The sequence below is a fragment of the Methylobacterium sp. E-005 genome (assembly GCF_022829725.1).
Lineage (GTDB): Bacteria > Pseudomonadota > Alphaproteobacteria > Rhizobiales > Beijerinckiaceae > Methylobacterium.
Genome location: NZ_JAKSYG010000081.1, coordinates 12085 through 25167 on the forward strand (window position 1 = coordinate 12085; position 13083 = coordinate 25167).

Annotated in this window: 13 protein-coding genes; 5 read left to right on the forward strand and 8 right to left on the reverse strand. The window is 70.8% G+C overall.

Annotated elements, in window-relative coordinates; genetic code table 11:
• Position 1 precedes the first annotated feature (1 nt).
• The 5 genes from MKK88_RS08940 to MKK88_RS08960 are packed head-to-tail and all read right to left on the reverse strand — an operon-like array spanning position 2 to position 2999.
• Complete coding sequence (locus MKK88_RS08940) at positions 2 to 373, reverse strand: YidH family protein (protein WP_007557749.1); 372 nt, start codon at positions 371 to 373, stop codon at positions 2 to 4.
• Positions 370 to 1260, reverse strand: coding sequence for a LysR family transcriptional regulator (locus MKK88_RS08945; RefSeq protein WP_007557747.1), 891 nt, complete (start codon positions 1258 to 1260; stop codon positions 370 to 372). The genes MKK88_RS08940 and MKK88_RS08945 overlap by 4 nt, the downstream gene beginning before the upstream one ends.
• A complete protein-coding gene (locus tag MKK88_RS08950; protein ID WP_007557745.1) occupies positions 1257 to 2066 on the reverse strand; it encodes an anti-sigma factor family protein in 810 nt (269 codons plus the stop codon). Before MKK88_RS08950 ends, MKK88_RS08945 begins: the two co-directional genes overlap by 4 nt.
• The gene (locus MKK88_RS08955) at positions 2063 to 2572 is read right to left on the reverse strand and encodes an RNA polymerase sigma factor (RefSeq protein ID WP_007557743.1); all 510 of its coding nucleotides are present in this window, start codon (positions 2570 to 2572) and stop codon (positions 2063 to 2065) included. The genes MKK88_RS08950 and MKK88_RS08955 overlap by 4 nt, the downstream gene beginning before the upstream one ends.
• A 43-nt stretch (positions 2573 to 2615) precedes the next feature.
• Positions 2616 to 2999 (reverse strand): hypothetical protein, encoded by a 384-nt coding sequence (locus tag MKK88_RS08960; protein ID WP_007557741.1) that lies wholly within the window; start codon positions 2997 to 2999, stop codon positions 2616 to 2618.
• 181 nt (positions 3000 to 3180) lie between these two features.
• Here MKK88_RS08960 and MKK88_RS08965 point away from each other — a divergent pair, with 181 nt between their 5' ends.
• Positions 3181 to 3633: a DUF305 domain-containing protein gene (locus MKK88_RS08965; protein WP_007557739.1), complete on the forward strand. Its 453-nt coding sequence runs from the start codon at positions 3181 to 3183 to the stop codon at positions 3631 to 3633.
• Positions 3630 to 5066, forward strand: coding sequence for a YncE family protein (locus MKK88_RS08970; RefSeq protein ID WP_007557737.1), 1437 nt, complete (start codon positions 3630 to 3632; stop codon positions 5064 to 5066). The genes MKK88_RS08965 and MKK88_RS08970 overlap by 4 nt, the downstream gene beginning before the upstream one ends.
• A gap of 484 nt (positions 5067 to 5550) precedes the next feature.
• On the opposite strand, the gene MKK88_RS08975 is transcribed toward MKK88_RS08970, so the two are convergent.
• Genes MKK88_RS08975 through MKK88_RS08985 form a run of 3 tightly spaced genes read right to left on the reverse strand, consistent with a single transcriptional unit; the run spans position 5551 to position 10119 of the window.
• On the reverse strand, positions 5551 to 8973 hold the full coding sequence (locus tag MKK88_RS08975; protein WP_007557735.1) for an ATP-dependent helicase: 3423 nt from the start codon (positions 8971 to 8973) through the stop codon (positions 5551 to 5553).
• 16 nt (positions 8974 to 8989) lie between these two features.
• Entirely contained in the window at positions 8990 to 9547 is a 558-nt protein-coding gene (locus MKK88_RS08980; protein ID WP_128754885.1) for a hypothetical protein, read from the reverse strand.
• Positions 9548 to 9555: 8 nt separating this feature from the next.
• The gene (locus MKK88_RS08985; RefSeq protein WP_007557732.1) at positions 9556 to 10119 is read right to left on the reverse strand and encodes a hypothetical protein; all 564 of its coding nucleotides are present in this window, start codon (positions 10117 to 10119) and stop codon (positions 9556 to 9558) included.
• Positions 10120 to 10317: 198 nt separating this feature from the next.
• On the opposite strand from MKK88_RS08985, the gene MKK88_RS08990 reads away from it, so the two are divergent.
• Genes MKK88_RS08990 through MKK88_RS09000 form a run of 3 tightly spaced genes read left to right on the forward strand, consistent with a single transcriptional unit; the run spans position 10318 to position 13069 of the window.
• Positions 10318 to 11577, forward strand: a complete 1260-nt coding sequence (locus tag MKK88_RS08990; protein ID WP_007557730.1) for a nucleotidyltransferase — start codon at positions 10318 to 10320, stop codon at positions 11575 to 11577.
• Positions 11574 to 12044 (forward strand): hypothetical protein, encoded by a 471-nt coding sequence (locus tag MKK88_RS08995; RefSeq protein ID WP_230365442.1) that lies wholly within the window; start codon positions 11574 to 11576, stop codon positions 12042 to 12044. The genes MKK88_RS08990 and MKK88_RS08995 overlap by 4 nt, the downstream gene beginning before the upstream one ends.
• Positions 12041 to 13069, forward strand: coding sequence for a CBASS cGAMP-activated phospholipase (locus tag MKK88_RS09000; protein ID WP_007557725.1), 1029 nt, complete (start codon positions 12041 to 12043; stop codon positions 13067 to 13069). Before MKK88_RS08995 ends, MKK88_RS09000 begins: the two co-directional genes overlap by 4 nt.
• Positions 13070 to 13083: the final 14 nt, after the last annotated feature.

The following is a 13083-nucleotide window of genomic DNA, read 5'->3' on the forward strand; positions in this document are numbered from 1 at the left end:
ATCACGCCCAGAGCAAGGCGGTGGCCGCGAGGCCCGAGATCGCGATCAGCAAGGCCGCGATCCCGATGGTGAGGATGCGCGGCATCATCGGGATCTCGGCATGGGCGAGACGCGCCCGGATCGCCCGGTCCCGCCATGCGGCGCCGGCGAACGAGGCAAGCGCGCAGCCGATCAACGTGAGCGACAGCACCTTCAGCGGCCAGACCGCCAGCACCTCCCGCAGGAAGCGCTGCGCGGCCAAGCCGACGCCCAGAAAGGCGAGCCCGGTTCGAAGCCACGCCACGAACGTACGCTCGGCTGCCAGCACCGTCCGGTCCTCGGCGAGCCTCACCCGCGGGTCGTCGGGGGGCACTGGTTTCGCGGGCTCGCTCATTTGATGTTCGCCGTCGCGATCAGGTCGAGAAGCGCGTCGGCGGCCCGGCTGCGGTAGCGCTCCTTGTGGCGCAGCACCCGGAACGGCCGGCTCGGTAAGTCGAACGCCGCCCGCACCAGGGTCCCGGTTCGAAGCGCTGCGGCGACCACGGTCTCGGACAGGACGGCGGCCCCGCCCCCGGCCTCGACGGCGGCGCGCACTGCCTCGTTCGAGGGCAGTTCGAGCATGACCCGGAGCTGGGCCGCGGCAAGGCCGGCCGCACCCAGGGTCGCCTCGAAGGCCGAGCGGGTTCCCGATCCCGCTTCGCGCAGCACCCAGTCGGCCCCGGCGAGGTCTTCGGGTGCGAGTGCAGCCGCCCCGGCGAAGGGATGGTTTGGGGCGACCACGAGGACGAGTTTGTCCTGGGCGATGGTCGTGCTTGCGAGCGTCGGGTCGTCCAGCGCCCCCTCGACGAAGCCGAGTTCGGCCTGCCCCGCGCGCACCGCGTCGGCGGCGTCGGTGGTGTTGCCCACCGCCAACCGGATAGCGATCTCAGGGTAGGCCCGGCGGAAGGCGACGAGGTGGCGAGGCAGCCAGTCGCTGGCGATGGTCTGGCTGGCAAAAAGCGCCAGCGTCCCGCGTCGTAGGCCGCTGAGGTCGGCGAGCACAAGTTCGGCGGCCTCGGCCCGGGCGAGCACGGCGCGGGCCTCGACGAGGAACACGCGCCCTGCTTCGGTCAGCTCGATCCCGCGGCCAACCCGGTGAAACAGCTTCGTCGCGTGCCGCCCCTCGATGTTGGCGATCGCCGTGCTGACCGCCGACTGGACGAGGTTCAGCGCCTCGGCGGCCCGCGTCACGTGCTGTCGCTCGGCCACCGCCACGAAGATGCGAAGCTGATCGAGGGTCATGGCTGCCGACGATCCGGCGCGAGGCCGCGGACGTGCGCATCGACCGCCTGCGCGACGGAGAGCAGCCGGGCCTCGTCGGTGCGGCCGGTGACGACGTATGACATGCCACCATCGACCCAGGAGAAGGCAGCGATGTCGCCCTCGCGGGCGAAGCGGAAGAGCGTGCGGCCGTCGCCGTCACCGACGCGGCTGTAGAGCGTCAGCCGGGTGCCGCGGTCGTCGTCGTACATCAACATCGCCGCGGGCTCGGTGCCGGCCGGCAACAGGCGCCCGCCCATCAGCCGGAAGCCCTGCGCCGAGAGGTCGGGGGCCGCGACCGCGTGACCGAGACGCTTCGAGAGCCACGTCACGAGGTGGGGCTTCTCGTCGGCGCGCACCTCCACCGGATGCACCGCCTCGACCACGAAGGTGCGGAAGGCTGCGACCGCGTCCTGCGTCGCCGGTGCCTCCGCCACCGCCGCCGCCGCGGGCACACCGTGCAGGGCATGGCCAACCCAGCCGCCGGCACTGCCGAGCGCGAGGCAGAGCACGGCCGCAGCCGCCATGGGGAACCAGCGTGCGCCAGGGTACAGGTGTCGCGAGCGGATGTTGGCCACCCGCAGTCGCGCCGGGATCGCCTCCTCGGCGATCGGCGCGAGGCGGGCGCGCAGGCGCTCGCGCAGAACTCGGTCCGTCGAGACTTCAGCCGCACGCGCGGGGTTCCCCACGAGCCACGCCTCGACCAGCGCCTGCCGCTCCGGTTCAAGGCGGCCGTCGATCAGGCCGTGCAGATCGTCCTCGCCGACCGGGCGCGGATCCCCGCTCATTTAACCCTCCTCAGCAGGCCTGTCCGGCCCGTCTCCACAAATCCGCGCATCCGCGTGCGCGCCCGGCTCAATCGTGACATCACCGTGCCGAGCGGCACCCCGAGCACCTGTGCCGCTTCGGCATAGGACAGGTCCTCCACCGCCACGAGGAGCAACACCGAGCGCTGCTCCTCGGGCAGGGTGTCGAGCCCTGCGAGTACGTCACGGGCTCCCAAAGCTGCCCCCGGGTCGGCGCTCGGATCGGGCACCTGCTCCAACGCTTCCGCGCCGAGATCGGCGCCGCGCCGGCCCCGGCGTCGGACGGCGGCGAGGAACAGGTTGCGCTCGATCGTGAACAACCACGCCCGCAGGTCGCCGTCGCGGCGACGCCCGGACCAGGCGGACAATGCCCGCTCCAGGGTGTCCTGGACGAGGTCGTCCGCCGCTTCGCGATCCCGAAGAAGCGCGACCGCGTAGCGCCGCAGGGCCGGGATCTGCGGTTCGATCAGGGGGGCGATCTCGTCCAACGACGTGTCCCAATCAGAGGGAGCCGATCCGGGCATTCACCGATCAGGGCTTTGCGATGTGCCACGCACCGTTGAGGAAGCCGTCACCGGTGGTGTCGCCCGGCTTGGTGTCCTTGGCGAAGGTGTAGAGCGGCTTGCCCTTGTAGGCCCACTGCATCGTGCCGTCGTCCCGGGTCACCGTCGTCCAATCGCCGGAGGCCGCCGATCCGGAGGCAGCCGTCAGGGCCGGCCAGTTGGCGGCGCAGGGGCCGTTGCACATCGACTTGCCGCCCATGTCCTTGTCAAAGGTGTAGAGGGTCATGCTCTTGGCATCCACGAGCGCCGGCCCCTTGGCGGTCTCGGCCGTCATGGCGGGCGCGGCGGCCTGGGCGGCCACGGCGGAGAAGGCGATAGCCGCGAAGGCGGTGCGGATCAGCAGATTGCGCATGGGTGAAGTCTCCCGCGGTCGAGCATGACCGCATCGGGAGGGATGCGAAACGGGCGCCTTTATTCCGCTGACACACGAAAAAAGGCGATCCCATCGGCGCGAACGCTTTTTCGGCCCCGCCGCGGAATAAAGGCGGTCCGCTGGCATCCCTTCCATTGATACCGGATCGCGAGGAGGCCGCATGCGCGGAGCACTGGGATTTGCCGTGACGTCGGCGCTGATGGCGAGCGGCCTCGTCGGCGGCCGGATGATGATGCGCCCGACGCTGGCCGCCAGCGAGCCTCCGGCCGCGTCGTCAACGTCGTTCGACGCGATGATGGCGCAGTCGATGACGCGGATGCACGCCGACATGATGGTCCCGCCCTCGGGCGATCCCGACCGCGATTTCGCCGCGATGATGATCCCCCACCACGAGGGCGCGATCGCGATGGCCAAGGCGGAGCTGCTCTACGGCAAGGATCCGGTCCTGCGTCGCCTCGCGCAGGGAATCGTCGTCGAGCAGGGCCAGGAGATCGATGTGATGCGCCGTGCGCTCGCCAGTCTTCCTAAAGCGCCGCAGCCATCGACTGGTGCGGCCCATTCCCACGACCACAGTGCAGCCCCCGCCGCCATGCCCTCGGAGACCCGCCGATGAAGACCGCCCTGACTATCCTCGCCCTCGCGCTGCTCTCCGGCCCGGCGCTCGCCGGGCAGGCCCCGGGCGCAGCTTCCGCCCCGGACGTGCCGGTTAGCGGCAAGGATCGGTTCTACACCTCCGACCAGTTCTCCAACACGGTCTCGGTGGTCGATCCCGCCGCCAACACCCTGCTCGGGGTGATCCGGCTCGGCGACCCGACGCCGATGAACCTGAGCCCGCTCTATCGCGGGCAGCTTCTGGTTCACGGCATGGGCTTCTCGCCGGACCACAGGACCCTGCTCGCGGTCTCGATCGGTTCGAACTCCGTGAGCTTCATAGACACGGCGACCAACGCGGTCCGCCACACCGCCTATGTCGGCCGCTCGCCGCACGAAGCCTTCTTCACGCCGGACGGCCGAGAGGTTTGGGTGAGCGTGCGCGGCGAGGACCATATCGCGGTGCTCGATGCCGCCACCGCCAAGGAGACCCGCCGGATCACCGTACCGAACGGGCCCGGCATGACGATCTTCTCGCCGGACGGCGCCTACGGCTACGTCTGCTCCAGCTTCAGCCCCGAGACCGTCGTCATCGACACCAAGACCCACACCATCGTCGGCCGCGTGAAGCAAGAGAGCCCGTTCTGCCCCGACATCGCCGCGACGCCGGACGGCAAGCAGGTGTGGTTCACCCTTAAGGATGTCGGCCGCACCCAAGTGTTTTCGGCGCGTCCGCCCTTCGCGCCGCTGAAGACGATCGAGACCGGGCCGATCACCAACCACGTCAACATCGTCTCGACCAAGGCCGGCCAGTTCGCCTACGTGACGATCGGCGGCCTGAACCAGCTCAAGGTGTTCCGCACCGACGACTTCTCTCAGGTCGCCACCATCGCGACCGGCGCCCTGCCGCACGGGCTCTGGCCCTCGGGCGACGGCAGCCGCGTCTATGTCGGCCTGGAGAACGCCGACATGGCGGCGGTGATCGACACGGCGTCGAACACGGTGATCGCTGAGGTGCCGATCGGGCAGGGTCCGCAGGGCGTCGCCTACGTCCCGAACGCCGTGCCGGAGGGCGACGGAAAGCAGAACCTCCAGCCGCTGGGTGCTGCCGGCAAGACCAGCGCGCTGACGCTCACCGGTTCCGATGACAAGCCGGCGACGCAGGTCACCCTGTTCGACCAAGGCGTGCTGCAAACGCTACAGGCCGCGGTCACAGGACTGCCCGCGAAAATGCCCTTCGTGCTGGCGCTCGCCGCCAATCCGAAGGGAGCGACCGGCCTGGAGCCGCTCGCCGCCTTCATGACCAACCCGGCCGGCGCGGCCATCGTCAACGCGATCGGCCCGATCCGACAGGTCACCCGCACGGATGCCGGCGCTAGCCGGCGCTACCTCGTGGTGGTCTCGGGCAAGCCCGGTGAACTCGGCAGTGTCGTCCAGATGCAGACTGTGGATTGATCGAGTGGGGGGCGCTAGTTCGGAAGGCGAACACTCATAAGAGTACCTTGGCGGCGCGAGCCCAGTTTCGATGTCTGCTTTCGAGAACGACGTCGGACTGCTTCTACGGCGCAGTTGGGTCGGTAGGAGCCCGTCCGGCATTGCAGCGGGCCTTCTCCGAAGCGGGCACTCCGCTTCCGGCCTTCGGGGTTAGCCAGGGACGATCACGCCTTCGGCAAGCGGCCCCTCCGCAGGTTTGAAATAAGTCGGAAACGGCTCCTCATGCGATCAAGCCGATCTGGTCTGACCGCGGTTCAGACGAATGGTGCCGCCAAGTCGCAGCTCAGGTGACGGCTGATCGGGTACGTCGTGGCGTGCGGTCGGCACTTTACCAGTCAAATAACTGCCACGGCTCATGGTTTTCATATCAAGCACCTCAGCCGAGCCCGACGCAGGCGGCCGCGGCATCGTCCGCAGCGTAATCACGACCTTGTCCAGCCGTCGGCTACGCCTCATCGGGACGGTGAGCCGCGAGGATGCCCGCCGGCACGGGCCCGCAGGTCACGTAGTGCGGGCACCGCGGGCAGGCCCTCTCGTCGGGTTCCGGGGGGAAGTCGCCCGCGAGGATACCCTCCGCGATCAGTCGCAGCTTGCGCTCGCGGTTCGTTCGCTTCCTCTGGGTCAGCGGGATGTCCATCACGCCGTCCCCGCTCAGGTGGATGGCCTCGACCCGCGCACCCGGGCCGTGGCGCAGGCCGGCCGCCATGAGATAGGCGGCGTAGACGAGGTCGTCCTCCTCTTCCTTCCTCCTCCGGCCGGTCCGCACCCTTCGGTAGACCGTGGCAGCCCCATCGCCGCGCACCTCGTCGGGCAACACGACGAGGCCGAGGCCGCCGAGATCGATGGCGACGGGCTCGCGCAGCCCGGGGACATGTCCTTCCCGGGTTCGCATGAGCGCCTCCACCAGTTCGAACCCCATCCGTCTGAGCTCCTCGGCATATCCCTCGGTCGGCCCCTTCTCTGACCAGACCGCGTCGAAGCACGCCCGCACCGCCTCAAGCGGGAGGCCCCAATTCCGCGCGTCCTCCCTGAGCCAGCGCAGGACCTCGTGCACCACGTCGTGCATCCTGACGAAGGGGGTCGAGCGGCGACCGCCGGCCGCGCCCAGCACGTGCGTGTAAAAGAAGCGGCGGGGACACCGGTCGTAGAGTGAGATCTGCTCGGCGGTGAAGGAGGGCGGCCCCTCCCACGCGACGCCGATCCGGTGACGGTCGGGCTCGGGCGCCTCGCGCAGGTGCAACGGCGGATCGGGCACGTCCCGCACGACCTCGGCGACCTTGTCGAGGAAGGGCGAGAGCGGGCGCCCGCTTCCGTTCGCCTTGCGGCGCGCCGCGAGGAGGGTGAGGTGGCGGCGCGCCCGGGAAGCCGCGACGAAGAAGAGGCATTCCTCCTCCTCGGCATGCCCGCGCCGGATCGCGTCCACTCCCGACAAGCCCTCGGCGCCGGCGACGAGCCCGTCCGGGGGCGGGCAGCGCGGGGTCCGGCCGCCGCTCGGAAATCCCTGACCCACCATACCGGGGATGTGCACGGCCTCGAACTCCAGGCCCTTACTGGCGTGGACGGTCATCAGGCTGACCCCGTCCATCGCGGCCGCGGCCGCGGGCATCTGGCGGAGATCCCGCTCCTCGGACAGGAGGACCAACCGCCTCGTGCGGTCCAGCAGGCGTTGGATCGGGAGCCCCTGGCCCGGCGGCAGCTCGCGGCAGAACGCGAGGAACTGCCAGAGGGCCACCATCCGCATCCGGTCCCGGGTCCGAAGCGGCGGGCGGGGATCGGGCAGCAGGTGCCGGCGATCGAACAGCAGGCGGCAGAGCGCCTCCCAGGGGTGGCTGGCCGCGCCCAGGCCCTGAAGGTCGGCGCGGAGGTTCGCCAGCGCCGCCGCCGCCGGGGCGCCGAGCGGGGCCGCCGATTCCGTCGCCCATGCCATCGGCTCCTCGCGCCGCGCGAGGACGCGATGGAGACGACCGACGTCTTCGAGCGGCATCGCGTACCGCGGCATGCGCGCGACCCGGGCCAGGGTGCCGGCCTTGGGATCGACCAGCAGCGCCAGGACGGCGAGCAGGTCGCGGATCTCGTCCCGCTCGAACAGGGTGCCGAGAAACAGCACGGGAACGTCGCGCCGTTCGAGCGCCGCCGCGACCGCGGCCAGGCGGGCGTTGCCTCGGCACAGGACGGCCTGGTCCCGGAAGTCCACGCCGTGAACCTGCCGAAGTTCGAGGATGCGGGCGGCGACCGCGGCGGCCTCGTCCTCCGGGCGTTCGACCGTGCGCGTCTCGGGGTGCGCGTGGGAGGCACCCGCGTGGGCGGTGAGGTCGAGCGGGAGGACGCCGCGCGAGGCCGCCATGTCGGTCGCGAAGGCCGAGAACGCCGCGACGACCTCCGCCGACGAGCGGTAGTTCACCGTCAGGCGCCCGATCCGGCGCCCGGGAAAATCGGCCTCGAAGGCCGTCATGTTGGCCGAGCAGGCGCCGCGGAACCGATAGATCGATTGGCGGGAGTCGCCGACGACCCAGAGCCGCTCGCCTCCGCCCGCCAATGCCTTGAGCAGCCTGACGCTCGCCCGGTTCACGTCCTGGTACTCGTCGACGAGGATGTGGCGGTGCTTGGCGCGCAGGATGTCCAGGGCGCCGCGGTCCCGCTCCAGCAGGAGCGTCGGCCGCATGACGAGGTCGCCGAAGTCGAGCCGGCCGAGCCGCCGCATCTCGGCGTCGTAGACGCGGTAGACCGCCGCGACCTCGATGGCCTTCTCGGCGCGCAGCCGGGCCTCCCCGTCGTCGCCGGCCCGTTCAGCCATCCGCTCGGCGAGGGCCATGTACGCGTCCGGAAGCGTGAGTTCGTCCTTCGCCCGCGACACCGCGGCGAGGATGTCGCTCAGTTCGAGCGTGGGGTCGTGCAGGTTCCGGAAGTGATGGAGCGGCAGCCGCGGAACGAGATCTTCGAGCATGCCGATGGCGTCGGCCTTGTCCACGAGCCGCGGGTCGTCGGGCAGCCCTTCGCGGTCGTGGAACTGCCGCAGGACGTCGAGGCCGAAGCCGTGGAACGTGCCGATCCAGGCCGCGGCGGCCGCCTCGGGCAGGCGAGCGGTCAACCGCTCGACGAGTTCGCCCGCCGCCTTGTTCGAGAAGGTGAGGACGAGGATCTCGGATGCGGTCGCGCCCCGGTCGAGGAGCCGTTCGATGCGGCTGACCAGCGTGCGCGTCTTCCCCGTACCGGGACCCGCCTGCAGCAGGAACGGAGTACCCTCGTGGAAGGCGGCGGCCCGCTGGCTGTCGTCGAGCGGACGCCCGGCCCCGGCACCGGGCTCGGCACGCGGCCGGTGCTCCGGCAGCAGCAGGCAATCGGCCAACTGCTGGAAGACGAGGGCTTGGGGCAGCCCGGTGAGGCGGACGATGTCCTCGGCACCGTGCCCATCCTCCAGGAAGAGGCGGCGCGCCGAGGCCCGCGGCAGGACCAGCTCGCGGGCGAACAGGTCGGCCTGCAACTCCCGACGCTCGCGCCGGCCGTAACCCTCGACCTTCTCCACGCCCGTGGCGGCGGCCTCCACGGCGCGGCTCGGGTCGATGTCGCCGTCGACGATGACGTCATCGGGATCGTGCAGGACGGCGTGTCCGAGCTCGTGCCCCGCGAGCAACGCCTTGGCCGTCGGGTCCCCGCGATCCTCGCAGGCGATGGCCGGGAGGCTCGGGTCGTAGAGGCCGCGCCCGCCGCGAAGGTAGGCATCGCCGGGGCGCAACCAGCTGAGATCGATCTCGTGGGCGTCGATGGCCGCGACCACGAGATCCAGGGGGCGGAACGGATCGGCGCCGCCCTCGACCGCCGCCGCGTGGACCTGCGCCGCCCTCGCCCTGACAACCTCGAACGCGTCCACGGCGGCGATGTCCTTCCTAGAGCGATGCCAGGTACCGCTTCTGCTCGTCGCTCAACCCCGAGCTCTCGATCGCCTCGGCCAGCGATTGCTTCTCGACGGCCTCCGGCTTGCCGTCCGACTTGAACCGCGCGGCCACGGGCACCCGCGCGGGCCCCGCGAGGAAGCGGGCAAGCTCGTCCGCGCCGGTCCCGAGCGCCTCGGCCAGACGTGCCAGGAAACCGGCGCTCAGATCCTCGACGCGGATGAGCCGGTCCTTGAGCCGCCCGAGGAAGTTCAGGTTGCAGCCGAAGCGGCGCGCCACCCCGCGCAATCCTCCGTCGGCCCGTGCGGCGAAGGGGTCGATCCCGCCTTCGGTCGTCGACGCGGCCGGTGGGGCAGCGGTTGGGGCAGGGCACGCGTCGGCGGCGCAGGCGGCGTGGGCGCGCTCGAAAGCGGCGTCCGCAATGGCGACGAGTGTGTCCGAGTCCTCCCCGATGGCGAGCAGCTCCGCCTTGAGCTCCTCGGGAGAGGCCGCCAGGATCCCCTCGATGTAGAGGTCATCCAGGGCGTCCAGGAACCTCTCGTCCTTGGTCATCTCTCGGTTCATGATCTCCATCCTTTCGGGTAGCGGAGGGAGAGCGCCTTCCTGATGCGCTTTTTCGCGTAGTCGAGATCGCCCTGTGCCAGCCCGGTGCGCTCCCTCAGCGCCTTGCCGGCGAGCTCGTCCCTGAGGGCTTCCAGCACCGCGAGCTCCTCCGGCTGGTCCTGGAACATCTCGAACACCTCCGCGATGATCCTCACCCTCTCCTGGGTGTCGATGATGGCGTCCTCCGCGCTACCGGCCCTCGGCTTCTCGCCAAGCCGGGCGCGCATGTGGGCGTCGACCTCCTCCGCGTCGTCGGTCGTGACCGACCGCTTCTGCCTCTCCCGCTCGTGCGAGACGAGGCTGCGCATCACGCCCACGAGGTAGGCGACGATGTTCAGCTCCCGGCCGCACTGCCTCGTGCCGAGCAGGGTCCGGCAGATCGCCTCGTTCAGGAGGTCGCCCGGGTTGAGCGTGGTGCCCCCGCACAACCGCTTCGCGATGACGACCAGTTTCTTGCGGTCGTCGCGCGACAGGTCGCGGTAGGCCGCCCCGAATTCCTCCGGGCTGAGGTCATCGCCCACCCGTTCGCCCCCGGCTCGCCTCCGCAGCCGACCGCCCGGCCAAACGTCCGACCGACATCCCCTATGCCCCCCGCCCGCGATTTTCAGAATCCGCGCCGGCCAAATTCTGAGACGCGAGCTTGGCCGGCATACCTCGGCAGGATGCCACGGACGCAGGGGTTTTCAACCTTGACGAGCGTCCAGCCAAGGAGCGACCCCATGAACCACTTCCGACACCCCCCCGGCCTCGACCCCTTCGCCAGCGCGCTCGACGCGGTCATGGCCGACATCGCCATCTCGGTGCAGCTGCCGCCCGGCCTGCACGCGAAGGCAGGCGGCCGCTACGAGGCCATCCGCGACTTCGCGGAACGTCCCGGCAGCCCGCTGAACGGGCGCATCCTGCGCTTCTACCCGCAGGGCAGCATGGCCATCGACGCGACGACGTCGACGCGCGGCACGGACGACGAGTACGATCTCGACATCGTCGCGGCGCTAGATCTCGATCCGCATTCCGGGCCGGACGCGGTTCTCGACCTGCTGTACCGCTCGCTGGAAGGATATCCGACCGGTCAGAAGGTCGAGCGCCAGACTCGGTGCGTGACCGTCCGCTACGCCGACCGGATGCACGTCGACGTGACCCCGGCGGTGCGCCTGGGACACGGCGCGGAGCGGGTCAGCCACATCTTCCACGCCCACCCGGACAAGCCCGTGTCCGAGCACTTCCACGTGCCGATGAACGCATACGGCTTCGCCGAGTGGTACCGGGCGCGCACGCCGCTGGAGCGCCGGTTCGCGGCCGCCTTCAACAAGCGGCTGCACGAGGCCTACGGCATGGAGGTGCGGGCGGACGCCGAGGTCGACGAGATCCTCGACCAGGTGCCCATCATCGTGAAGGCGGTGGCGACCGTCGCCCTGCAGCTGCTCAAGCGCCACCGCAACGTGGCCTACGCCGGGGCCACGGGGCGCATCCCGCCCTCGGTGATGCTCTCCTGCTTCGCGGGGCAGGCCTCGCATCCGGGCCTGCCGCTCGCCGACATGGTGATCCGCCTCGCCCGCTCGGTGGCGAGCGCCCTGCGGGCGGCCAGCGTCCGCCGCGAGCCCATCAGGGTCGTCAACCCCGTTCACGCGGAGGATTGCTTCACCGACCGCTGGCCGGAGAACCTCGCCCAGCAGGACGCGTACGCCGCCAAGCTCACGGACCTCGCGGACGGCCTCGCGTGGATCAAGCAGCACGGTTCGAGCCTGGAGGACATCCAGGACTGGCTGCGGGAGCGCTTCGGCGGCCACGTCGTCTCGACCTCGGTCCGCCGGTTCAACGACCGGACCGGCCGGGCGGTCCAGTCCGGGCTCCACGCCTACACGCCGCGGGGCGGCCTCTACGTCCCGAGCCGCCCGGCGCTGGTCGGCGTCGGCGGCGCGGCCGCCGCGGCACCGGCCCGGGCGAGCGCCCACACCTTCCGCGGGGGGCGCCGGTGGTGAGCGTCTTCCCCTCCATCGCCGACCAGGACCGGGCCATCCGGGCGTCATGGCCGTCGTTCAGGCTCGTCGAGCGCTCCGAGCGGGCGGCGACCTGGCTCGGCACGCTCAAGCCCTTCATGCTCGCCTACGAGGTGCGGGTCTCGTACCAGGTCCCCCTCGTCATCGAGCGGATCGCCCCCCTGCGGCAGCAGCCCGAGGTCCGGGTGATCTCGCCGGTCCTCCGGCGCCGCCCCGGGGACGGCGAGGGCACGCTGCCGCACGTCTACGTCGACCGGGCCGGCGACCCGGTCCTGTGCCTGTTCGACCACGAGATCGGCGAGTGGACCCCGTTCAGCCTGATCGCCGAGACGACCATTCCCTGGGCCCTCGACTGGCTCGGTTGCTACGAAGGCTGGCGCGCGACCGGACGGTGGTCCGGGGGCGGGCGGCACGCCGAACCCCCCGCCGCCAAGGAAGCCGGACGATGAGCTACGTTCCCCCGCGCCGCTCCGACGGCACCCAGCAGGACCGCAGGCAGCCCCTGCCGTGGCCCAAGGATCGGCCCTTCCGGATCCTCTCCGTCGACGGGGGCGGCATCTGCGGCATCCTCCCGGCCGCGGTGCTCGCCGAGCTTGAGGGCCGATTTCTCGAAGGGCGCTCGATCGCCCGGCACTTCGACATGATCGCCGGGACCTCGACCGGCGGCATCATCGCGCTCGCGCTCGCCCACGGCCTGACGGCGCGCGAGATCCGCGACGTCTACGTCGAGCGCGGCGGCAACATCTTCCCGCCCCCGTCGCGGATCGAGCGACTCACCCGGTTCGTGCGCCAGCGCTACCGCTACGTCTACGAGCGCAAGCCGCTCGAAGACGAGCTGCTGCGGATCTTCGGGGAGACCACCTTCGGCGAGGCCCGGACCCGGCTCTGCATCCCCGCCTTCGAGGGGTTCCACGGCGAGCCGTTCGTCTTCAAGACGCCCCACCACCCCGCCTACAGGAAGGACCGATCCGAGCGCATGGTCAGGGTCGCCCTGAGCACTGCGGCCGCCCCGACCTACTTCGAGGCGCTGGCGAACAACGGCTACGTGATGGTCGACGGCGGCCTGTGGTCGAACAACCCGACGATGAACGCGGTGGTCGACGCGCTCGCCTGCTTCGACATCGACCGCGGCCAGATCCAGGTGCTCAGCCTCGGCTGCGGGGAGACCGCTTTCAAGGTCGATGCGAACAAGACCTCCGGCGGCATGATCCAGTGGCGCGGCGTCATCCAGGCGGCCATGAAGGCGCAGTCGCACAACGCCATCGGGCAGGCGGGCCTGCTCATCGGCCGTGACCGGCTGACGCGCATCGACGCGCCGGAGAGCACCAACCCCATCGCGCTGGACGACTACCTGCGCGCGAAGGCGGAGCTGCCGGCCATGGCCCGGGTCCTCGTCGAGGGCGCCGGGCGCGAGATCCACCGGAACCTCCTCCTCGACGAGGTCGAGCCGTACACCCCGTGCCCCGTCGCCTGAGGCAGGCGCAAGCG

Bases quoted from the DNA above. Each gene is read 5' to 3' on its own strand.
- MKK88_RS08990 (WP_007557730.1), top strand. From the start codon at position 10,318: ATGAACCACTTCCGACACCCCCCCGGCCTCGACCCCTTCGCCAGCGCG.
- MKK88_RS09000 (WP_007557725.1), top strand. From the start codon at position 12,041: ATGAGCTACGTTCCCCCGCGCCGCTCCGACGGCACCCAGCAGGACCGC.
- MKK88_RS08960 (WP_007557741.1), bottom strand. From the start codon at position 2,999: ATGCGCAATCTGCTGATCCGCACCGCCTTCGCGGCTATCGCCTTCTCC.
- MKK88_RS08950 (WP_007557745.1), bottom strand. From the start codon at position 2,066: ATGAGCGGGGATCCGCGCCCGGTCGGCGAGGACGATCTGCACGGCCTG.
- MKK88_RS08945 (WP_007557747.1), bottom strand. From the start codon at position 1,260: ATGACCCTCGATCAGCTTCGCATCTTCGTGGCGGTGGCCGAGCGACAG.
- MKK88_RS08965 (WP_007557739.1), top strand. From the start codon at position 3,181: ATGCGCGGAGCACTGGGATTTGCCGTGACGTCGGCGCTGATGGCGAGC.
- MKK88_RS08980 (WP_128754885.1), bottom strand. From the start codon at position 9,547: ATGACCAAGGACGAGAGGTTCCTGGACGCCCTGGATGACCTCTACATC.
- MKK88_RS08970 (WP_007557737.1), top strand. From the start codon at position 3,630: ATGAAGACCGCCCTGACTATCCTCGCCCTCGCGCTGCTCTCCGGCCCG.
- MKK88_RS08940 (WP_007557749.1), bottom strand. From the start codon at position 373: ATGAGCGAGCCCGCGAAACCAGTGCCCCCCGACGACCCGCGGGTGAGG.